Genomic DNA, 20,707 nt, shown 5'->3' with positions numbered 1-20,707 from the left:
CCCCGAAGCCGTCGCCGCGACATCCGGATGCCGTAGGGTGCCGAACGTGGACGATCGACCCGCCCTGGCCCGACGCCTCGGACTGCGCGACGCCGTGGCGATCGGGCTCGCCTCGATGATCGGCGCCGGCGTGTTCGCGGTGTGGGTCCCTGCCGCTCAGGCGGCCGGACCATGGCTGCTCGGCGGGCTCGCCGTGGCTGCCCTCGTCGCGTTCGCGAACGCGAGCTCGACCGGCCAGCTCGCCGCACGCCACCCCGAGTCCGGCGGCGCCTACCGCTACGGGCGAGCGCGCCTCGGCGCGTGGCCGGGGTTCCTCGCCGGCTGGGGTTTCGTCGTGGGCAAGACCGCGAGCTGCGCCGCGATGGCGATGACCGCGGCCGGCTACCTCGTTCCGGAGCCGTGGCAGAAGCCGGTCGCCGTGGCGGCGGTGCTCGTGCTCGCCGGTGTCGACCTGCTCGGCGTCACGCGCACGGCGCGCGCGGCGACCGTGATCGTGACGTTCGTGCTCGCGGTCCTCGGGCTCGTCGTCGCGGCGGGCGCCGGCGGGCTGCTCGCATCCGGCATCCCGCAGCATCCTCCCGCCGAGGCGCCCGCCGCAGGCTGGTTCGGCGTGCTGCAGTCGGCGGGCCTGCTGTTCTTCGCGTTCGCCGGGTACGCCCGCGTCGCGACGCTCGGCGAAGAGGTGCGCGACCCCGCGCGCACGATCCCCCGCGCGATCGGGACGGCGCTCGGCATCGCGCTCGGCGTGTACGCGGCCATCGCGGTGGTGCTGCTCCTCGTGCTCGGTCCGACGTCGCTGGCGACGGCCGGCGATGCGCCGCTCGCGGATCTCGCCGAACAGAGCGGCTGGCCGGCGCTGGCCCCCGTGGTGCGCATCGCGGCGGCCGTCGCCGCCTGCGGCGCCCTGCTCGCGCTCATCGCGGGCGTCGGCCGGACGACGCTCGCGATGGCCCGCGATCGCGAGCTCCCCACGCCGCTCGCCGCGGTGCACGCCCGATCGCACGTGCCGTACGCCGCCGTGATCGTCGCCGCCGCGGCCGTGATCGCACTCGTGCTGCTCGTCGACCTGCGCGGCGCCATCGGCTTCAGCTCCTTCGGCGTGCTCGTGTACTACCTCGTCGCGAACGCGGCGGCCCTCACGCAGCCGGCGTCAGAGCGGCGCGTGCCGCGATGGCTGAGCGGCGTGGGCGCGATCGGATGCCTCGTGCTCGTCGCCGCGCTGCCGATCGAGTCATTGCTCGGCGGGCTCGCGGTCTTCGCGGCGGGCATCGTGTACCGGTCGGTGCGCACGGCGCTCGACCGACGCGCGCGGCTAGGCTGACGCCATGAGCGCTGCACCGTCCGCCCGCATCGTCGCCCTCGCCGGCGTGCCGGCACCCGAACTCGATTCCACCGCCTTCGTCGCGCCCGGCGCCGTCATCGTTGGCGCCGTGCGCCTCGCCGCCCGGTCGAGCGTCTGGTACAACGCCGTGCTGCGCGCCGAGGCCGAGCCGATCTCGCTCGGAGAGCGCTCGAACCTCCAGGACACCGTCGTCTGCCACGTCGACCGCGGCTTCCCGCTCACGATCGGCGCCGACGTCTCGGTCGGGCACGGCGCCGTGCTGCACGGCTGCACCATCGAGGACGGCAGCCTCATCGGCATGAACGCGACGGTGCTGAACGGCGCCGTGATCGGCGCGGGCTCACTCGTCGCGGCCGGCGCCGTCGTGCTCGAGGGCACGATCGTGCCGCCCGGCTCGCTCGTCGCCGGCGTCCCGGCGAAGGTCCGCCGCGAGCTCACCGCCGAGGAGCGGGCGTCACTGCACCGGAACGCGCAGTCCTACCTCGGTCACGCCGGGCTCCACGCCGCCCCCGTCGACTGAACGGATCGGCGCCGTAGGGCCGGCCCCGACGGCGTCGCCGCCCGCCCGTCCGAACCGACGGCGCAGCCGTCGCGCACGCCGCACGGCGCCCCGCGCCGGAACGCCGACGGCCCATGCGACCGCCCCGAGCAAGCTGCGATCGTGCTCGCCGAGCATGCGCCGCCGCTCGAACGCGACCCGCAGGCGCCCGCCCGCGAGGTCCCGCCGTCGCACGAGCCGCCGGAGCGGCACGATCTCCCGCGCCTCGACGAGCGACGCGAGTCGCCGCACCCAGTCGTCGGCCGACGAGGGGTGGAAGTAGTTGTCGGCCAGCCACGAGGCATCCGCCGCCCTGAACGCTCCGGCGACGAGCTCGTCGACGGAGCCCAGCAGCCCCGACCCCTCGAAGACCGTGTTGATCATCGCCGGCGAGACCCCGTAGTCGTCGACGAGGAGCGCGGGGATCTCGAGGGAGACCGCCTCGAGCGCCGCGGTCGAGCTCACCGTGACGAGCGCGCCCGCGTGCGCGAGCTTCTCGGCCATGGGGCCGTCCTCGATCACGAGGTTCGCGGGCGCGTCGACCTCGGGCATGAGCTCGGCGTAGTCGTAGGCCTCGGCGTGCGTCTGCGCCTCGCCGCTGCGGGCGCGCACCTTCACGACCACGCGGCGCGCGGGCTGTCGCCGGGCGAGCTCGGCGAGGCCGGCGAGCAGGTGCACGCGGTCCTCGCGGGCGGCGGGGACCTTCGCCTGGGCGGCGAACACCACGTCGGAACGATCGGATGCCGCGTGCGGCCGCTCCGTCAGGAGGAACGGCAGGGTCGCGAGGGCGAACACGGTTCCGATCCCGAGCTCCGCGGCGTTCGCCCGGAACTCGCGCACCTCGCGTCGGCTGTGCAGCACGACGAGGTCGGTCTGCTCGCGGTAGACGACGGCCTTCGGCACCGCCGGGATCGTGAGACCGGGGAACCCGCTCACGAGCACCGGGCGGTTCGGGCGTCGCTCGAGCCGCGGCGCGACGACCCGCACGAACGGGCCGCGCAGCGAGAGCAGCACGGCGTGCGGGTCGAGGGCGTCGACCAGGCCGTCGAGCTCGTCGAGGTGCACCACCCGCGTGCGTTCCGGCGAGAACGCGGTGCCGGCGAGCGCATGGGCGAGCTGCGTCGCGCTCGGCTGCACGGGCGAGGCGAGCACCACGAGGTCGACGCGCCACGGGGCGGGCAGCTTCGACGCGAGCGCCGCGCCCCACTTCACGTAGGAGTCGGAGTCGGCGACGACGAGCAGGCGCCGCCCCGCAGCATCCGCATCGCCGGCGAGGCCGCCCCCTGGCCTCACGCGAGGACCCTGCGCAGCTTGGCGCGCGGGGCCTCCTCGCCGGGGAAGACGCGCTTGACGCCGTCGCCCATGGCGTCGCCGATGATGCGGATGTCGCGCACGAGGTGCTCGAAGCCCTGCGGCTCGAGCGAGGCGGCCTGGTCGGATCCCCACATGGCGCGGTCGAGCGTGATGTGCCGTTCGACGGCGACCGCGCCGAGCGCGACGGCGGCGAGGGAGATCTGCAGGCCGCGCTCGTGGCCCGAGTACCCGATCGGCACGCCGGGGAACCGGCGCTGCAGCGTCTCGACCATACGCAGGTTGGCCTCCTCGGCCGGCATCGGGTAGCTCGACGTGGCGTGCATGAGCACGAGGCGGTCGGTTCCGAGGCGGTCGACGGCGCGGTCGATCTCCTCGATCGTGGACATGCCCGTCGAGAGGATGATCGGCTTGCCCGTCGCGGCGAGCGCGTCGAGCAGCGCGAGGTCGGTGAGCGAGGCCGAGGCGACCTTGTGCGCGACGACGTCGAGCCGCTCGAGGAACTCGACCGAGGGCACGTCCCACGGGGAGGCGAACCAGTCGAGGCCGGCGCGCATCGCGTACGAGGCGATCTCGAGGTACTCGGCCTCGCCGAACTCGACCCGGCGGCGGTACTCGAGGTAGGTCATCGTGCCCCACGGCGTCTCGCGTTCGACGTCGCGCATGTGCTCGGGCGTCGCGATCTCGGGCGTGCGCTTCTGGAATTTCACCGCCTGCGCGCCGGATTCGGCGGCGACGTCGATGAGGCGCTTGGCGATCTCGACGTCGCCGTTGTGGTTCAGGCCGATCTCGCCGATGACGTACACGGGCTGGCCCGGGCCGATCAGCGAACGTCCGATGCGGACCGACATGCAGTGCTCCTTCGTCATCGCGCGGTGGCGTGTTCGAGGTCGACGTCCCGCCGGGCGGCGAGGTCGCGTGAGGTGAGGATCAGGTCGGCCAGCTCGCGCACGGCGCCGTGGCCGCCGGTGCGGTCGAGCACGTGCCGTGCCGCGGCGAGCACGTCGGGCACGGCGTCGCGCACGGCGACGGGCCATCCGACGAGCTCGAGGGCGGGCAGGTCGTTGCGGTCGTTGCCGACGTAGGCGATGCGGTCGAGGCGGATGCCGCGGCTGGACGCCCAGTCGGCGAGCGCCTCGCCCTTCTCGTGGATGCCGTGGAGGCATTCGACGCCGAGCTTCTCCGCGCGGCGCGCCACGACCGGGTCGGCCTCGCGGCTGAGGATCAGCACCGGCAGGCCCGCATCTCGCAGGCGGGCGATGCCCGCGCCGTCGGAGCGGCTCACCCGCACCGATTCACGGCCGAGGGTGTCGACCCAGGCCGTGTCGTCGGTGTGCACGCCGTCGAAGTCGGTGACGAGCGCGTCGACGTCGATGACGGGCGGGCCGGGGGCGGTCGCCGCGTCGATCGACGGGGCGAGCAGGCGCGCACGGGCGAGGTCGGCGGCGTCGTCGATCTCGATCGCATGGTCGGGATGCACGCGCGCGATGCCGACGCGGCCGAAGAAGCGGTGCCCGGCCTGCGCGAAGCCGTCGGCGCGCATGACGTAGAACGCGCCCGTCTCGGCGTACTCGGGCGCACGGTCCTGCCGACGCGGGCGAGCGGATGCCTCGTGGTTCACGCCGACCGCCCCGTCGGGCGCATCGCTCCAGAGGAACACGTGGCTCTGGACGGCCGAGAACACGACGTCCTGCTCGCCGTCGAGCACGCGTTCGACGGCGGCGTCGATCGTCGCGGGGTCGATGAACGGCGAGGTCGCCTGCACGAAGACGAGCACCTCGGGCCGGACGCCCGTGTGGGCGGCCATGCTGTGCAGGGCGTGCATGAGGGCCGACTCGGAGGTCGCGGTGTCGCCGGCGAGGTCGTCGGGACGTCGGACGACGGCCGCGCCCGCCGCCCTCGCGGCGTCGGCGATGCCGTCGTCGTCGGTGGAGACGACCACCGCGTCGACCCGGCGCGCGGCGAGCGCCGCCCGCACGGCCCGTGCGACGAGCGGCACGCCGCCGACCTCGGCGAGGTTCTTGCCCGGGAGGCCCTTCGAGCCGCCCCGTGCGGGGATCACGGCGATCACCCGTGGAGCGGGTCTGGCGCGACCGAACGGCCGCCCTTCTTCGAGCATGCTGCGACGCTACGGTCGGCGCGTTGCGTCCGGGTGAGCGGTCGGTGAACGGGCGTCGACGGGCAGGCGACGTGCGACCCGCGCCGAGCCCGCCGCCCGCCGGTCGAGGAGGCGCGCCGGCGCCGTCCCCGCCGGTCGAGGAGGCGCGCCGGCGCCGTCTCGAGACCCGCGCCGACCGACCCGCGTCGGCGCGACCCTCGAGCGGCGGAGGAACTACGCCAGACGCAGCTCGGCCGCCTTGACGACGTTGGCGAGCAGCATGGCGCGGGTCATCGGGCCCACGCCGCCGGGGTTCGGCGAGAGGTGCCCCGCGACCGCGGCGACGCCGGGATCGACGTCGCCCGTGAGGCGGCCCTTGCCCGTCGCCTCGTCGAGCACGCGCGTGATGCCCACGTCGAGCACCGCGGCGCCCGGCTTCACCCAGTCGGGCTTCACCAGGTGCGGCACGCCCACGGCGGCCACGACGATGTCGGCGCGGCGCACCTCGGACGCGAGGTCGACGGTGCGCGAGTGCGTGAGCGTGACCGTCGCGTCGAGGCCCTTGCGCGTGAGGAGCAGCCCGAGCGGGCGCCCGACGGTGATGCCGCGTCCGATGACCGCGACGTGACGGCCCGCGATGGGCACGTCGTATCGCTGCAGCATCTCGACGATGCCCGCGGGCGTGCACGGCAGCGGCGAGGCGAGCTCGCCGCCGACGCCGAGCACGAGGCGCCCGAGGTTCGTGGGGTGCAGGCCGTCGGCGTCCTTGTCGGGGTCGATGAGCTCGAGCATCGCGTTCTCATCGTGGCCCGCGGGCAGCGGCAGCTGCACGATGTACCCGGTGACCTCGGATGCCGCGTTCAGGTCGGCGATCGCGGCGCGCACGTCGGCCGGGGTGGCCGTGGCCGGCAGGTCGACGCGGATCGACTCGATGCCCACCTCGGCGCAGTCGCGGTGCTTGCCGGCGACGTACGAGCGCGAGCCCGGGTCGTCGCCGACGAGCAGCGTGCCGAGGCCCGGCACGACGCCCTTCGCGCGGAGCGCCTCGATGCGGGCGGCGAGCTCGGACTTCACGGCGGTCGCCGTGGCGACCCCGTCGAGCGTGATGGCGGTCATGCGCGACCTACTGGGCGAGGCCCGGGTACAGCGGGAACGCCGCCGTGAGGGCTTCGACGCGCGAGCGCAGCTCGGAGACATCCGCCTCGCCCTGGAGCGCGAGCGCGATGATGTCGGCGACCTGCGTGAACTCGGCGTCGCCGAACCCGCGGGTCGCGAGCGCGGGCGTGCCGATGCGCAGGCCCGAGGTGACCATCGGCGGGCGGGGGTCGAACGGCACCGAGTTGCGGTTCACCGTGATGCGCGCCTCGTGCAGCAGGTCTTCGGCCTGCTGGCCGTCGATCTTCGAGTTGCGGAGGTCGGCGAGCACGAGGTGCACGTCGGTGCCGCCCGTGAGCACGTCGATGCCGGCCGCGCGCGAGTCGTCGGCCGTCAGCCGGTCGGCGAGGATCTGCGCACCGCGGATCGTGCGCTCCTGACGGTTCTTGAACTCCTCGGACGCCGCGATCTTGAACGCCGTGGCCTTGGCCGCGATGACGTGCATGAGCGGGCCGCCCTGCTGGCCGGGGAACACGTTGGAGTTGAGCTTCTTCGCCAGCTCGGTGTCGCGCGAGACGATGAAGCCCGAGCGGGGACCGCCGATGGTCTTGTGCACGGTGCTCGAGACCACGTCGGCGTGCGGCACGGGGCTCGGGTGCAGGCCCGCGGCCACGAGGCCCGCGAAGTGCGCCATGTCGACCCAGAGCTTCGCGCCGACCTCGTCGGCGATCGCACGGAACGCGGCGAAGTCGAGGTGGCGCGGGTACGCCGACCAGCCGGCGATGATGACCTGCGGCTTGTGCTCGAGGGCCTTGTCGCGCACCACGTCCATGTCGACGAGGAAGGTCTCGGGGTCGACACCGTACGACACGGCGTTGTAGAGCTTGCCCGAGAAGTTGAGCTTCATGCCGTGCGTGAGGTGGCCGCCGTGGGCGAGCTCGAGGCCGAGGATCGTGTCGCCGGGCGTCGCGATCGCGCTCAGCACGGCCGCGTTCGCCGTCGCGCCCGAGTGGGGCTGCACGTTGGCGTACTCGGCGCCGAACAGGCTCTTCGCGCGCTCGATGGCGAGCGACTCGGCGACGTCGACGTACTCGCAGCCGCCGTAGTAGCGGCGGCCGGGGTAGCCCTCGGCGTACTTGTTGGTGAGCACCGAGCCCTGCGACTGCAGCACGGAGACGGGAACGAAGTTCTCGCTCGCGATCATCTCGAGGTAGTCGCGCTGGCGACCGAGCTCGAGATCGAGCACCTCGGCGATCTCGGGATCGACCTCGGACAGGGGGGCGTTGAAAACGGACTCGGCCAAGACTGGCTCCTTCAGTGACGGTACGGACCAAACGAGGGTTCCACCTCGCGCGACTCGCGCGACGAGGCATCCGTACCGGCCCAGGCGTGCGGTCGAGTACCTGCCAGTCGCTCCCCGATGGGAATCCATCTCAACGCCAGTCGCGACCCGGCAAGCATAGCAAGGGATGCCGCGTGGCGAGCGTGCGTTCTTCGGCGCGCGCACGCGTGCAGCGGCTCGAGCGTGCACGGGCTCGCTGTCATTCCGCATCCGCAACTGGCAGAATGGAAGGCGACCGCTCTGTTAGGAATCCTTCGCATCCGGGCGGCACGACCATCCGAGGACGCATGACCCGCCGAACACGCACCGTCGCCGCCGGACTCACGCTGATCGCCCTGCTCGCGGCCCTCACCGCGTGCACCGATCCGACCCAGAACGGAGACGCCGTGACCGGCATCGTCCCCGCCCCCGTCAGCGCCGAATACCCGGCCGGCGCGGCCCCCTTCACCCTCGACGGGTCCGCGCGCCTCGTCGTCTCCGGCGACGGCGCGGCCGCCGTGGCCGAGACCTTCGGCGCGGCGCTCCGCCGAGCGACGGGCTTCGACCTGCCGGTCCTCGAGCGCACGGGCGAGGTCGAGCCCGCGGCATCCGACCTCTCGTTCGTCATCGCCGACGGCGAGGCCGACGGCGCCGCCGAGGGTTACACGCTCGACGTCGGCTCCGACGGCGTGCGCCTCGCGGCCGACACCGCCGCCGGACTGTTCTGGGCGACCCAGTCGCTGCGGCAGCTCCTCCCGGCCGAGATCGAGCGGTCGGATGCCTCGAAGCCGCCCGCCAGCGGCTGGACGGCGCCCGCGGCGACCGTCGCCGACGCGCCCAGGTTCGCCTACCGCGGCTCGATGCTCGACGTCGCCCGCCACTTCTTCCCGGTCGAGGACGTGCTCGACCACATCGACCGCATCGCGCTGCTGAAGCTCAACGTGCTGCACCTGCACCTCACCGACGACCAGGGGTGGCGCATCCGGATCGACTCGTGGCCCGCCCTCACCGAGGCGGGCGCGGCCACCTCGGTCGGCGGCGACGGCGGCGGCTTCTACTCCAAGGACGACTACCGCCGCATCGTCGAATACGCCGCCGAGCGCTTCGTCACCGTCGTGCCGGAGGTCGACCTGCCCGGCCACACGAACGCCGCGCTGAACGCCTACCCCGAGCTGAACTGCGACGGCGTCGCGCCCAGGCCCTACGAAGGCGTCGAAGTCGGGTTCTCCTCGCTCTGCGCGTCGCCCGACCGGGCCGAGGCGACCGACCGGTTCCTCGCCGACGTCACGCGCGAGCTCGCCGAGATGACCCCCGGGCCGTGGCTCCACGTCGGCGGCGATGAGTCGCTGTCGACCTCCGAGGCCGACTACCTCGACCTCGTGCGGCGCATCACCGCCGCCGGCGCGGCCACCGGCAAGACCCTCATCGGCTGGCACGAGATGGGCGCCTCGCGCGAACTTCCAGCGGGCACCGTCGGCCAGTACTGGGACTTCGTCGTGCCCCGCGACGACGCCGCGGCCCTGACGTCCTCGTTCGTCGAGCAGGGCGGGCGCGTGATCCTCTCCCCCGCCGACGCCGTGTACCTCGACATGAAGTACCCCGACGACCCCGACGGCCCGCTCGGCACGAAGCTCGGCACGATCTGGGCCGACGGCGGCACGACCCTTGAGGAGGCCTACGGCTGGGAGCCGACCGCGATCGTGCCCGGCCTCGCCGAGGCCGACATCCTCGGCATCGAGGCGCCCGTGTGGACCGAGACCCTCGGCACCACGCCCGACCTCGAGTACATGGTGTTCCCGCGCCTGGCGGCCGCGGCCGAGATCGCCTGGTCGCCCGCGCCGAGCGCCGAGGCGCTCGCTTCGGCCCGACCCGTCGTCGACGGCGGCGCCCGCGACGTCGACGACTTCCACGCCAGGCTCGCTGGCCTCGGAACGCACCTCGATGCGCTCGGCGTCGAGTTCCGCCGCGTCGGCGGGGTGCCCTGGGCCGGCTGAGCCTCGGGCGCCTCTCTGTCCCCGTCCCCGTCCCCGTCCCGTCCCCGTGGCGGGCCCCGTCCCCGTCCCCGTGTCAGCCCCAATCTCAGTGAGGCTCGTTCGCGAAATCAGACCGAAGCGCCCAGATCAGGCCGAAATCCCCGGTGAACGGCCTGATCTGGGCACGTCGGCCTGATCTGAGTACTTCAGCCCCGGGGCGCGGCGGCCTGACCGGGGCGCGGCGGCCTGACCTGCGCACTTCGACCTGACCGGGGCACGCCACCGGACGACTCGGCAGCGCGACGCCCACTCGCCCTCGACAGGGGCGACGGCCTCGTCGTTCTCCACGGACGCGACCGTTCCGGCGATTCGCCGACCCCGCCGGCCCCACCGTGGACCGATGACCGTTCTGAGTCCCATTCCGCCGTCCGACGCCCGAGGCCTCGTCCGCTCCGCGCGGACGCCGGCGCAGCGCGCGCACGACGCTCGCGCGAACCGAGAACGCTCCGAACGCACGGAACGGGAGCATGCGAAGCTCATCTCGTGGCTCGACGAGCACGAGGGCATCGCGCACACGCATGACCTGTACGCCGCAGGGTTCACGGGCCACCGGATCCGGAGCGCCGTCGTCTCGCGCGAGGCCTCCCGCATCCGTCGCTCGTGGATCGCGACGCGGAAGGCGAATCCGCAACTCCGCCGGGCGGCTTCCGTGGGTGGTCGCCTCGCCTGTGTGAGCGCTGCCCGCCACCGCGGGCTCTGGACGATCGACGACGGGCGACTCCACCTGGCCGTCGCCCCGAACGCCTGCCGCTTCGATGCCGGCGACGCCATCGTGCACTGGAACACCGGCCCGGTCGATCCGCATCGCTACGAACTCGTGGAGCCGGTCGTCGACGTGCTCGCACACCTCGCGGACTGCCGGCCCTTCGACCACGCGCTCGCGACCTGGGAGTCGGCGGTGCGCACCGGCGCGACGACGCTGCCCCTCCTCGCGCAGATGCCGCTCCGCAGCGCCGCCGCGCGGCGGGTGCGTGCCGCATGCGGGATGCTGTCGGATTCGGGCATCGAGTCGATCCCCGTCGCACGGCTCGCACGCATCGGCATTCGCGTGCGGCAGCAGGTTCGCATCGACGGCCACCACGTCGACGGCCTCATCGGCGAACGGCTCGTCCTCCAGATCGACGGGTACGAGTTCCATCGCACGGCGGCGCAACGCGGCACGGACATCGCCCACGACCGACGGCTCGCACTCCTGGGCTACACCGTCCTCCGGCTCGACTACCAGCAGGTCCTGTTCGGGTGGGACGAGGTCGAGGCCGAGATCCGCCATGCCATGGCCGCCGGGTTGCATCTCGCGAGTGCCCGCATTCGGTGACCTGCTGCCCCCTCACGCCGTTGCCCTTGTCCCCGCTGCCCGCGCCCGTACCCGTACCCGTACCCGTACCCGTACCCAGGATCAGGCCGATCGCGCGAGATCAGGCCAAATGCGCAAGATCAGGCCGAGAACCCGAGAAGCGGCCTGAATTCGCGCATTCGGCCTGAACTCGCGCCGCCGGCCTGAAATCGCGTATTCGGCCTGAACTCGCACCGTCGGCCTGAATTCGCGTATCCGGCCTGAACTCGCACCGTCGGCCGAGAGTGCGGCATGAATCGAGCGGATGCCTCGGGGCCGGCCCCGAGGCATCCGCTCGCCGTCTGCGCGCGTCGAGCTACTTGACGCTGCCGGCGGTGAGCCCGCCGACGAGGCGCTTCTCGATGAGCATGAACAGGATGACAACGGGCACGATCGCGACGATCGAGACGCCGAACACGTACTGCCAGCTCGTCTCGTACTGTCCGACGAACTTCGTGAGCGCGACCGAGAGCGGCTGGTTGCCGGCGGTGGAGAGGATCACGAGCGAGGCCGCGAACTCGTTCCAGCAGGCGACGAAGGTGAACACGATCGCGGTGACGATGCCGGGCCAGACGAGAGGGAGGCTGATCTTGAAGAGCACCGTGAGTCGGCTGGCGCCGTCGATCTGGGCGGCCTCGTCGACCTCCTTGGGGATGCCCGCGAAGAAGGAGTGCATGATCCACACCGCGAAGGAGAGGTTGAAGGCGGCGTTGATGAGGATCATCGCGGCCCAGGTGTCGATGAGGTCGAGTGCGACGAACTGCCGGAACAGGCCCGAGGTGAGCACCGCGGGCTGCAGCATCTGCGTGACGATCACCAGGAAGAGGAACACCATGCGGCCCGGGAACAGGAACCTGGCCGTGTAGTACGCCGCGGGCATCGCGACGAGCAGCACGAGCAGCGTCGCGAACACCGAGATCACGATCGTCGAGATCAGGTTCTGCGGCAGCGGCGTTTCGGGGGTGGACCACATGTCGATGTAGTTCTCCCAGTGCCACTCCGTCGGGAAGTAGGTGGGGTCGACCGAGCGGATCTGCGACTTCGTCTTCACGGAGCCGAAGAACATGATCGTGTACGGCAGCACGAAGATCGCGAGCACGATGAGCCCGGCGAGCATGCGCAGCAGCACCTTGCCGATCGGCACCTGGTCTTCGGTGTAGCGGCGCTTTCGGGCGGGGGCGGGCGGGTCGATCGTCTCGAACGCGGGGGCGGTGACGGCCACGATCAGACCTCCTTCATGGGCTTGACCACGCGCACGTAGATCGCGACGATCACGATGACGATGACGAAGGCGACGACCGAGAGGGCGCTGGCGACGTCCACCTTGTGCTGGTTCTGGATGTACTTGAAGATCATCGTCATGATCGTGTCGGCGTCGTAGCCGGGGATCGACCCGGTCATCACCTTCAGGATCGGCAGCGAGTTGAACACGTTGATGATGTTGATGAGCACGGCGACCGCGAGGGCGCTGCGCAGCTGCGGCAGCACGACCGCCCAGTAGGTGCGCACGGGGCCGGCACCGTCCATCTTCGCGGCCTCGAGCACCTCGCCGGGCACCGTCTGCAGGCCGGCGAGGATCGTGTACGTCGTGAACGGCAGCGAGACGAAGATCGCGACCACGATCGACCAGGCGAACGCGGTGGCGGGGTTCCGGGTCCAGCCGTAGCCCTCGGGCGTGTCGACGAGCCCGATGTCGACGAGGAACTTGTTGATGATGCCGAAGTACGGTTCGAGGCCGTAGTAGACCACCATCGTCGTCATGACGACGGATGCCGCCCACGGGATGATGACCGCGAGGCGCACGATGCGCCGGCCCGGGAAGGCCTTGTTCAGGATCTGGGCGAGTCCGAGCGAGATGAGCACGGTCACCGCGACGACGACCACGACCCACACGATGGTGCGCCCGAAGATGGGCCAGAAGTAGGGGAACGAGAACACCTCGACGTAGTTGTCGAAGCCGACCGACCCCTTGTCGATGCCCGAGATCGAGATGTCCCGGGTCGAGTTGTAGAACATGACGATGGCGGGGTACAGCACCACGCCGAAGATCAGGATCAGGGCGGGCCCGATCCAGGGAAGCGAGTGGAGCAGGTCGCGGCCGCCGCGCTTCTTCGGGCGGCCGGGCTCGGCGGGCGACCCGCCGGGGCGGGGGCGGCTCTCGGCCGCCCCCGCTCGGGTCGATGAAGCATCTGACGTGGTGCTCATGAGTCGGTGGTCACCGATCCCTCCGGGTCGTGCTTTCGTTGCCTGGGTCGAGTCCGGGTCAGCCGGCGTCGGACTGAGCCTGGATCTCGGTCAGGACGTCCTGTGCCGGCTTCGTCTGGATCTGGCCGAAGAGCGCCTTGAACGCGGCATCCGTCGCCGACCACTGCGGGTTCGTGCTCGGGTAGAACTGCGCCCCGGGGAGCACCTCGAGGAACGGCGCGAGCGCCTCTTCACCCGAGAGCGCCTCGGCGCCGGACTTGGTGACGGGGAGGAAGCCCTCGGACTGCACCCACGGCACGTACACGTCGGCCGAGTAGTAGTAGTCGAAGAACTTCGTGATGGCTTCCTGCTTGTCGCCGTCGTTCTGGAAGGCCATGAGCTGGTCCATGACGCCGAGGGTGAACGGCGAGCCGTCCTTCGTCGGGATCGGGACGATCGAGTAGTCGAGGTCGGGGTTGCCCTCGGCGATCTGGCCGACGGTCGGCGGCAGGCCGACCTGCATGCCGATCTTGCCCTGGATGAAGATGTCCATGAGCGGCGAGCGCTGCGTCGAGCCGGGGTCGGCCTGGGTCGCACCGGCGTCGATCATCTTCTTGACCTGCTCGGCACCCGGGAGGTTCGAGGGGTCGTCGACGGTGATGGTCTCGGCGTCGCCGAAGGTTCCGCCGCCGCCCCACAGCCAGACGGCCGCCTCGGCCTGCGCCTCTTCGGAGCCGAGCGGCATGCCGTAGCCGGCGACGCCGCCGCCGAGGGCGGAGACCTTGGTGGCTGCGTCGAGCAGCTCGTCCCAGTTGGTGGGCGCTTCGACGCCGGCCTGCTGGAGGAGGGCGTTGTTCACGAACAGCGCACGGGCCGAGGCGATGAGGGGCAGCGCGTAGGCGGTGCCGTCGACCTCGGCGTTGGCGAGGAACGAGTCCTGGAAGTCGGAGAACGTGTCGGGCGAGACGACGTCTTCGACCGGGTAGAGCAGCTCGTCGGCGACGAATCCGGCGAAGGGGCCGCCGTTGTAGATGTCGGGCGCTTCGCCGCCCTGGATCTTGGTGGCGATGACGGACTCGAGGTTGTCCCACGACTGGACCTCGAGGTTGACCGTGATGTCGGGGTTCGCGTCCTCGAAGCCGTCGATGACGTCTTCCCAGAGGCCCTGGGTCGCGTCGGAGTAGCTGGGCACGAGCAGGTCGAGCGTCGTCTCGCCGGAGGCGCTGTCGTCGCCGTCGCCGCCTCCGAATCCGCAGGACGCGAGTGTCAACGAAGCAACGGCCGCGATCGCGATCGCGGATCCGAAGCGCAGTGACTTCTTCATGGATGATTCCTCACTCTGGTGGGTGGTGCACCGCGCAGGAACTGCTACGCGACGGCGCGTACATTCGGGTAGAGCACTTCGTACCGAGCACGGAATGCTGTTTCCTGAACGTTTCTCGGAATAAACGAGCAATATCGTTCACTCGGTGCGGAAAACCTACGACGGTCCTGCATTGCGCGTCAAGTCCCCGTAATTTATCGTTATCGAATTTGTTCAGAACCTTCACAAACCGGCCCGAGAGCGACAAAGGTTTCCAACCGACGCATTGAGGTGATTGTTAGACAGCAGATACCGTCATCTGCAATCATGGATCGATCATGCTCGTCATCGTGGCGAGCCGGCCACCCGTCAGGAGCAGACACGTGACATCCACGCCCCATCGAACCGCAGCGCACATGGCGGCCGAGCTCGAGTCCCAGCCGCAGACCTGGGCCAGGGCTGCGGCACTCGTCGACGAGCAGGCCGCCCTCCCCGCGCGCGGGCAGCGCATCGCCGTCATCGGGTGCGGGACCTCGTGGTTCATGGCGCAGTCCTACGCCTGGCTCCGCGAGGCCGGCGGCCACGGCGAGACCGACGCGTTCACCGCGTCCGAGGCGTTCGTCGACCGCGGCTACGACGCCGTCGTGGCCCTCACCCGCTCCGGCACGACCACCGAGGTCCTCCAGGTCGTCGAGCGGCTCAAGGGCCGTGTGCGCACCGTGGGCGTGATCGGCGACGCCGAGTCCCCCCTCGTCGGACTCGTCGACGACGCGATCACCCTGCCCTTCGCCGACGAGCAGTCGGTCGTGCAGACCCGTTTCGCGACGACCGCGCTCGCGCTGTTCCGCGCCTCGCTCGGCGAATCCCTCGAACAGGCCGTGGCGGATGCCGCGACCGCCGTCGCCGAGCACCTCGACCCCGAACTGGTCGACGCCGAGCAGTACTCCTTCCTCGGCCAGGGCTGGTCGGTCGGACTCGCGCACGAGGCCGCGCTGAAGATGCGCGAGGCCTCGCAGTCCTGGACCGAGTCGTACCCCTCGATGGAGTACCGCCACGGCCCGATCGCGATCGCCGCGCCCGGCCGCGTCACCTGGCAGTTCGGCGAGGCGCCCGTTGGCCTCGAGGGCGACGTGCGCGCGACCGGCGCCCGATTCGAGGCGGGTACCCTCGACCCCATGGCCGAGCTCGTCCGAGCACAGCGCGTCGCCCTCGCGCGCGCGACGGCCCGCGGCCTCGACCCCGACGCCCCCCGCAACCTGACGCGCTCCGTCATCCTCGACGACTGACCATGGACGCCCCAGCAGTCTCCGTGCTCGGGCCGGGCGCCGCCGTGCTCGCCTTCGACGTCGGCGGCACCGACACGAAGTCGGCGCTCATCGACGGCGACGGCCGGCTGCTCGGGCTGCGGCGCACGCCCACGCCCATCGACGCGGCCGACCCGGCCGGTTCCGTCGTCGGCTCCCTCCCGGTCCTGGCCGCGGCGCTGCTCGCGGAGCATCCGGGCGTCGAGCCGTCCGCGGTCGGCCTCAGCGTTCCCGGCCTCGTCGACGAAGAGACGGGCACGGGCGTCTTCGCGTCGAACTTCGGGTGGCGCGACGCCCCGATCCGCGCCCTCGCCGAAACCGCCCTCGGCCTGCCGGTGGCGTTCGGGCACGACGTCCGCGCCGCGGGCGACGCCGAGCACCGGCTCGGCGCGGCCCGCGAGTTCGGCGACGTCATCGTGCTCGCGATCGGCACGGGCATCGCCGGGGCCATCATCCTCGACGGGCACCCGTACTCGTCGGGCGGGTACGCGGGCGAGATCGGGCACGCGCTCGCCGACCCGCACGGCGACCCGTGCACCTGCGGCGCGGTCGGATGCCTCGAGACCATCGCCTCGGCCGGCGCGATCGCGCGGCGATACACCGCGGCATCCGGCATCGAGGTCCGCGGCGCGCGCGAGGTGCTCGCCGCGGCGGCCGGCGGCGACCCCGTCGCGGCATCCGTCTGGAACGACGCGCTCGATGCGCTCGCCGACGCGCTCGCGCGGCTCGCGGCGATCCTCGCCCCCGAGGCGATCGTCATCGGCGGCGGGCTCTCGCAGGCGGGCGACGCCCTGTTCGCACCGCTCCGCGAACGCCTCGACGCGCGGCTGAGCTTCCACCGCCGCCCGCGACTCGTGCAGGCGCGCCTCGGCGACGACGCGGGCCTGCTCGGCACGGCGCTCGCCGCTCGCGATCTCGCCGGCCGCCGCGGGCAGGAGGACGCGCCGTGATCCTGACCGTGACGCCGAACCCCGCGCTCGACCTCACCTGGCAGGTCGCCGGGCTGCACCCCGGCGAGACCCACCGGGTCGGCGCGGGCGTCGCGCGGGCGGGCGGCAAGGGCCTCAACGTCGCGCGCGTCCTGCACGCGCAGGGGCACGACGTCCTGGCGCTCACCACGGCGGGCGGCACGGCCGGCGACGAGCTCGCGGCCGACCTCGCCGAGAGCGGCGTGCCGCACCGGCTCGTTCCCGTCGCCGGCAGCACGAGGCGCAGCATCGCCATCGTCGACACGGAGGCCGCGGAGGCGTCGATCCTGAACGAGCACGGCGCCCCGCTCGGCGCCGACGAGGCCGAGTCGCTCGTCGCCGAGGCCCTGAGCCTCGCGCTCGACGGCTCCTCGAAGGCGAGGGTCGCGGCGATCTCGGGGAGCCTGCCACCCGGCTTCACCGGCGAGCGCGTGACCCGTCTCGTGCGGGAGCTCGCCGCCGGCGGTGTGCGCGTCATCGTCGACACGAGCGGCCCCGGCATGCTCGACGCGGCCCGCGCCGGCGCGTACGCCATGAAGCCGAACCGCGAGGAACTCGTCGCGGCGACCGGGCTCGCCGACCCCGTCGACGGCGCGCGCGCCCTGCTCGACCTCGGAGCCCGACTCGTCGTCGTCTCCCTCGGCACCGAGGGCCTCATGCTCGTGAGCCGGGCCGAGGACGGCATCCCCGTGCGCGCCCGACTGCCGCGCGTGCTCCGCGGCAACGCCACCGGCGCGGGCGACGCGGCCGTCGCGGCCATGGCCGCCTCGCTGCTCGACCCGCTCGAGTTCGACGCCGACACGGCCGAGGCATCCGCCGCCCGCCGCGACCTCGCGAGGCTCGCGACCGCGTGGTCCGCATCCGCGGTGCTCGCGCCGCTCGCGGGATCGCTCGGCGCGAACCACCGCGAACTCGCCGCCGAGATCGAGGTCGCGCCGCCCCCGCCCGCGCACCGCGCGGCACCCGCCGACGACACACCCGCCACCGACGACACCGAGGACCCCGCATGACGCTCACCCCCACCGCGAGACTGCTCGACGAGACGGCCGCCGCCCGACGCGGCATCGGCGCGTTCAACGTGCTGCACCTCGAGACCGCCGAGGCGCTCGTCGCCGCCGCCGAACGCACCGGCCTCCCGGTGATCCTCCAGATCTCGGAGAACTGCGTCGCCTACCATGGCGCGCTCGATCCCATCGCCCGTGCGACGCTCGCGATCGCCGAGGCCTCGAGCGCGCCCGTGGCCGTGCACCTCGACCACGCCGAGGACCCCGAGCTCGCCCTCCGCGCCGTCGACCTCGGCTTCGGTTCCGTGATGTACGACGGGGCGAAGCTCGACTTCGCCGAGAACGTCGCCACCACCCGACGCGTCGTCGCCCACGCGGCATCCGCCGGCGTCCTCGTCGAGGCCGAGCTCGGCGAGATCGGGGGCAAGGACGGCGCCCACGCGCCGGGCGTGCGCACTGATCCCGACGAGGCCGCCCGCTTCGTCGCCGAGACCGGCGTCGGGGCGCTCGCCGTCGCCGTCGGCTCGTCGCACGCGATGGTCGAACGGGTCGCGGCGATCGACCTCGACCTCATCGGCCGGCTCCGCGCCGCCGTGCCGGTGCCGCTCGTGCTGCACGGCTCGTCGGGCGTGGGCGACGACCTCCTCGTCGAGGGCATCCGCGCCGGCCTCGTGAAGGTCAACGTGTCGACGCACCTGAACGTGCAGTTCACCGGCGCCGTCCGCAGGTACCTCGACGCGCACCCCGCGACCGTAGACTCGCGGAAGATCCTGGCCGCCGGTCGGGACGCCCTCGCCGCCGAGGCCGCGAGGCTGCTCGACCTGTTCGCATCCGCAGGAAAGGACCGCCCCGCATGAACCGTGCCGAGCGCCTCAGCGCCGTGCTCGACCTCCTCGCCGAAGACAACCAGGTCGAGGTCGAGCAGATCGTCGAACGGCTCGGGGTCTCCGCCGCGACCGCGAGGCGCGACCTCGACGCGCTCGCCCAGCAGCAGCTGCTCACCCGCACGCGGGGCGGAGCGGTCGCGCACTCGGTCGCCTACGACCTGCCGATCCGATACAAGAACCAGCAGAACCCGAACGCGAAGGCCGCGATCGCCCGTGCGGCGAGCGCCATGGTGCCGCGCGGCGCCGTCATCGGGCTCTGCGGCGGCACCACGGCGACCGCCATCGCCGATGCGCTCATGTCGCGCGCCGACATCATGGAGCCCGCCGCCGACCCCGGCCTCACGGTCGTCACGAACGCGTTGAACATCGCCATGCAGCTCGCCGTGCGCCCGCAGATCAAGACGGTCGTGACCGGCGGCGTCGTGCACGCCCGCTCCTACGAGCTCGTCGGCTCCTACGCCGAGACCGTGCTCGGCAGCACGACCCTCGATCTCGCGTTCATCGGCGTCAACGGCATCGACGCCGTGGTCGGGCCGACCTCGCACGACGAGCGCGAGGCCGCCGTCAACTCGCTCATGGCCTCGCGTGCCGCGCACGCGGTGCTCGTGGCCGATTCGTCGAAGATCGACAAGCGCGCCTTCGCGGCGGTCGGTTCGCGTCGGCTCTTCGCATCGGTGATCACCGACGACGGCGCGACCGCCGAGCAGCGTCAGCGTCTCGCCGAGTACGGCTTCGACGTTATCGTTGCCTCGTGAGCATCGGCACGACGCACGTCATCCATTCCGCCCGTCTGATCCGCCCGACCGGCATCCTCGACGACGCCTGGGTCCGCTTCGACGGCGACCGGGTCGCGTCCGTGGGCACCGGCGACGACTGGCGCGACGGGCTCCCCTCCGATGCCACGACGACGGATGCCGCGGGGCGCCGTCTCGCTCCCGGGTTCATCGACCTCCACTGCCACGGTGCGGGCGGTGCGGCCGCCGACGAGGGCGCCGAGGCCGTTGAGCGCATCCTCGCCGTGCACAACGCGCACGGCACGACCAGGTCGGTGCTCTCGCTCGTGACCGCAGGGGTCGACGACCTCGCCGCCCAACTGCGGGTCATCGCGGCCTTCGCCGAGCGCGACCCCCGCGTGCTCGGGTCGCACCTCGAGGGGCCGTTCCTCGACACCGAGTTCCGCGGGGCGCACGACCCGGCGCTGCTGCGCACGGCCGACGCGGCCTCCGTCGATCGCCTCATCGACGCCGCGAACGGCACGCTCGTGCAGATCACCATGGCTCCCGAGCACGACGGCGCCCTCGACGCGATCGGTCGCTTCGTCGACGCCGGCGTCCGCGTCGCCGTCGGCCACACGGGCGCCGACTTCGAGACGGCGCTCGCCGCGTTCGAGGCCGGCGCGACCCTGCTCACCCACGCGTTCAACGGCATGCGCGGCATCCACCACCGCGTGCCCGGCCCCGTCGTCGCGGCGATGCGCTCTCCCGAGGTCACCCTCGAGATCGTGAACGACGGCGTGCACGTGCACCCCGACGTCGTCCGGCTCGCCTTCGCGGGCGCTCCCGGTCGCATCGCGCTCGTCACCGACGCGATGGCCGCCACGGGCTCCTCCGACGGCCGCTACATCCTCGGCTCGCTCGAGGTCGACGTGGTCGACGGCGTCGCACGTCTCGTCCACGGTCGATCCATCGCGGGCTCGACCCTGACGCAGGACGTCGCGCTGCGACAGGCGGTCGTCGAGGCGGGCATCGACCTCGAGACCGCGGTGGCCGCGCTCACCGAGGTGCCGGCCGCCGCGATCGGACGGGGGCACGAGCTCGGCCGTCTCGAGGCCGGCTTCGCGGCCGACGCCGTGCTCCTCGACGACGATCTCGGCGTCGAGGCGGTCTGGGGCGCGGGCGTCCGACTCGCCTGACGCGATCGCCGGCCCACGCCGGTGAGCGGTCCGGAGGCGTGTTCCCCTTCGCCTCCGAAACCGCTCAGGCGACC

The 20,707-nt window shown here is 72.3% G+C and carries 18 protein-coding genes and 1 riboswitch; of the genes, 10 read left to right on the top strand and 8 right to left on the bottom strand.

The annotated features are described in order from the left end of the window. The first annotated feature begins 46 nt into the window (after positions 1-46). The gene (locus GQQ92_RS00515) at positions 47-1,321 is read left to right on the top strand and encodes an APC family permease (RefSeq protein ID WP_156997293.1); all 1,275 of its coding nucleotides are present in this window, start codon (positions 47-49) and stop codon (positions 1,319-1,321) included. 4 nt (positions 1,322-1,325) lie between these two features. Further along, positions 1,326-1,862, top strand: a complete 537-nt coding sequence (locus tag GQQ92_RS00510) for a gamma carbonic anhydrase family protein (RefSeq protein WP_156997292.1) — start codon at positions 1,326-1,328, stop codon at positions 1,860-1,862. Here the strand turns inward: GQQ92_RS00510 and GQQ92_RS00505 are convergent. From GQQ92_RS00505 to glyA, 5 genes are all read right to left on the bottom strand, one after another. After that, a complete protein-coding gene (locus GQQ92_RS00505) occupies positions 1,797-3,173 on the bottom strand; it encodes a DUF6716 putative glycosyltransferase (protein ID WP_156997291.1) in 1,377 nt (458 codons plus the stop codon). The two genes, GQQ92_RS00510 and GQQ92_RS00505, sit on opposite strands and share 66 nt — an antisense overlap. Continuing rightward, on the bottom strand, positions 3,170-4,042 hold the full coding sequence (locus tag GQQ92_RS00500; RefSeq protein WP_156997290.1) for an N-acetylneuraminate synthase family protein: 873 nt from the start codon (positions 4,040-4,042) through the stop codon (positions 3,170-3,172). Before GQQ92_RS00500 ends, GQQ92_RS00505 begins: the two co-directional genes overlap by 4 nt. A 14-nt stretch (positions 4,043-4,056) precedes the next feature. Beyond that, positions 4,057-5,310, bottom strand: coding sequence for an acylneuraminate cytidylyltransferase (locus tag GQQ92_RS00495; protein ID WP_156997289.1), 1,254 nt, complete (start codon positions 5,308-5,310; stop codon positions 4,057-4,059). Positions 5,311-5,523: 213 nt separating this feature from the next. Further along, entirely contained in the window at positions 5,524-6,405 is an 882-nt protein-coding gene (locus tag GQQ92_RS00490; protein ID WP_156997288.1) for a bifunctional methylenetetrahydrofolate dehydrogenase/methenyltetrahydrofolate cyclohydrolase, read from the bottom strand. 7 nt (positions 6,406-6,412) lie between these two features. Then, positions 6,413-7,687 carry a serine hydroxymethyltransferase gene (glyA, locus tag GQQ92_RS00485; RefSeq protein WP_156997287.1) on the bottom strand — a complete coding sequence of 425 codons (1,275 nt, stop codon included), beginning with the start codon at positions 7,685-7,687 and terminating at the stop codon, positions 6,413-6,415. 71 nt (positions 7,688-7,758) lie between these two features. Then, a riboswitch (ZMP/ZTP riboswitch) is annotated at positions 7,759-7,841 on the bottom strand. A gap of 172 nt (positions 7,842-8,013) precedes the next feature. On the opposite strand from glyA, the gene GQQ92_RS00480 reads away from it, so the two are divergent. Together GQQ92_RS00480 and GQQ92_RS00475 are read left to right on the top strand one after the other, a co-directional pair. After that, positions 8,014-9,699: a beta-N-acetylhexosaminidase gene (locus tag GQQ92_RS00480; protein ID WP_156997286.1), complete on the top strand. Its 1,686-nt coding sequence runs from the start codon at positions 8,014-8,016 to the stop codon at positions 9,697-9,699. 709 nt (positions 9,700-10,408) lie between these two features. Further along, positions 10,409-11,053: an endonuclease domain-containing protein gene (locus GQQ92_RS00475; protein ID WP_197738014.1), complete on the top strand. Its 645-nt coding sequence runs from the start codon at positions 10,409-10,411 to the stop codon at positions 11,051-11,053. Positions 11,054-11,387: 334 nt separating this feature from the next. Here the strand turns inward: GQQ92_RS00475 and GQQ92_RS00470 are convergent, their stop codons facing one another. The 3 genes from GQQ92_RS00470 to GQQ92_RS00460 are packed head-to-tail and all read right to left on the bottom strand — an operon-like array spanning position 11,388 to position 14,579. Continuing rightward, on the bottom strand, positions 11,388-12,293 hold the full coding sequence (locus tag GQQ92_RS00470; RefSeq protein WP_232057417.1) for a carbohydrate ABC transporter permease: 906 nt from the start codon (positions 12,291-12,293) through the stop codon (positions 11,388-11,390). Between the two features lie 2 nt (positions 12,294-12,295). Next, positions 12,296-13,276: a carbohydrate ABC transporter permease gene (locus tag GQQ92_RS00465; RefSeq protein WP_156997284.1), complete on the bottom strand. Its 981-nt coding sequence runs from the start codon at positions 13,274-13,276 to the stop codon at positions 12,296-12,298. 58 nt (positions 13,277-13,334) lie between these two features. Continuing rightward, complete coding sequence (locus GQQ92_RS00460; protein ID WP_156997283.1) at positions 13,335-14,579, bottom strand: extracellular solute-binding protein; 1,245 nt, start codon at positions 14,577-14,579, stop codon at positions 13,335-13,337. A gap of 395 nt (positions 14,580-14,974) precedes the next feature. Here GQQ92_RS00460 and GQQ92_RS00455 point away from each other — a divergent pair, with 395 nt between their 5' ends. From GQQ92_RS00455 to nagA, 6 genes are read left to right on the top strand one after another with little or no spacing between them, the layout of a single operon-like run. Further along, the gene (locus GQQ92_RS00455) at positions 14,975-15,844 is read left to right on the top strand and encodes an SIS domain-containing protein (RefSeq protein WP_156998097.1); all 870 of its coding nucleotides are present in this window, start codon (positions 14,975-14,977) and stop codon (positions 15,842-15,844) included. A 2-nt stretch (positions 15,845-15,846) separates the two neighbouring features. Continuing rightward, positions 15,847-16,812 (top strand): ROK family protein, encoded by a 966-nt coding sequence (locus tag GQQ92_RS00450; RefSeq protein ID WP_156997282.1) that lies wholly within the window; start codon positions 15,847-15,849, stop codon positions 16,810-16,812. Then, on the top strand, positions 16,809-17,840 hold the full coding sequence (locus GQQ92_RS00445) for a 1-phosphofructokinase family hexose kinase (RefSeq protein WP_156997281.1): 1,032 nt from the start codon (positions 16,809-16,811) through the stop codon (positions 17,838-17,840). The genes GQQ92_RS00450 and GQQ92_RS00445 overlap by 4 nt, the downstream gene beginning before the upstream one ends. Beyond that, positions 17,837-18,691, top strand: coding sequence for a class II fructose-bisphosphate aldolase (locus GQQ92_RS00440; protein ID WP_156997280.1), 855 nt, complete (start codon positions 17,837-17,839; stop codon positions 18,689-18,691). Before GQQ92_RS00445 ends, GQQ92_RS00440 begins: the two co-directional genes overlap by 4 nt. Next, the gene (locus GQQ92_RS00435; protein WP_156997279.1) at positions 18,688-19,476 is read left to right on the top strand and encodes a DeoR/GlpR family DNA-binding transcription regulator; all 789 of its coding nucleotides are present in this window, start codon (positions 18,688-18,690) and stop codon (positions 19,474-19,476) included. The genes GQQ92_RS00440 and GQQ92_RS00435 overlap by 4 nt, the downstream gene beginning before the upstream one ends. Continuing rightward, on the top strand, positions 19,473-20,633 hold the full coding sequence (nagA, locus tag GQQ92_RS00430) for an N-acetylglucosamine-6-phosphate deacetylase (protein ID WP_372493343.1): 1,161 nt from the start codon (positions 19,473-19,475) through the stop codon (positions 20,631-20,633). Before GQQ92_RS00435 ends, nagA begins: the two co-directional genes overlap by 4 nt. Positions 20,634-20,707: the final 74 nt, after the last annotated feature.

Source organism: Agromyces terreus (assembly GCF_009749465.1).
Taxonomy (GTDB): domain Bacteria; phylum Actinomycetota; class Actinomycetes; order Actinomycetales; family Microbacteriaceae; genus Agromyces; species Agromyces terreus.
This window is presented reverse-complemented; position numbering and strand designations above follow the sequence as displayed.

Bases quoted from the DNA above. Each gene is read 5' to 3' on its own strand.
- GQQ92_RS00510 (WP_156997292.1), top strand. From the start codon at position 1,326: ATGAGCGCTGCACCGTCCGCCCGCATCGTCGCCCTCGCCGGCGTGCCG.
- GQQ92_RS00500 (WP_156997290.1), bottom strand. From the start codon at position 4,042: ATGTCGGTCCGCATCGGACGTTCGCTGATCGGCCCGGGCCAGCCCGTG.
- GQQ92_RS00495 (WP_156997289.1), bottom strand. From the start codon at position 5,310: ATGCTCGAAGAAGGGCGGCCGTTCGGTCGCGCCAGACCCGCTCCACGG.
- GQQ92_RS00490 (WP_156997288.1), bottom strand. From the start codon at position 6,405: ATGACCGCCATCACGCTCGACGGGGTCGCCACGGCGACCGCCGTGAAG.
- GQQ92_RS00480 (WP_156997286.1), top strand. From the start codon at position 8,014: ATGACCCGCCGAACACGCACCGTCGCCGCCGGACTCACGCTGATCGCC.
- GQQ92_RS00465 (WP_156997284.1), bottom strand. From the start codon at position 13,276: ATGAGCACCACGTCAGATGCTTCATCGACCCGAGCGGGGGCGGCCGAG.
- GQQ92_RS00460 (WP_156997283.1), bottom strand. From the start codon at position 14,579: ATGAAGAAGTCACTGCGCTTCGGATCCGCGATCGCGATCGCGGCCGTT.
- GQQ92_RS00455 (WP_156998097.1), top strand. From the start codon at position 14,975: ATGGCGGCCGAGCTCGAGTCCCAGCCGCAGACCTGGGCCAGGGCTGCG.
- GQQ92_RS00450 (WP_156997282.1), top strand. From the start codon at position 15,847: ATGGACGCCCCAGCAGTCTCCGTGCTCGGGCCGGGCGCCGCCGTGCTC.
- GQQ92_RS00440 (WP_156997280.1), top strand. From the start codon at position 17,837: ATGACGCTCACCCCCACCGCGAGACTGCTCGACGAGACGGCCGCCGCC.
- GQQ92_RS00435 (WP_156997279.1), top strand. From the start codon at position 18,688: ATGAACCGTGCCGAGCGCCTCAGCGCCGTGCTCGACCTCCTCGCCGAA.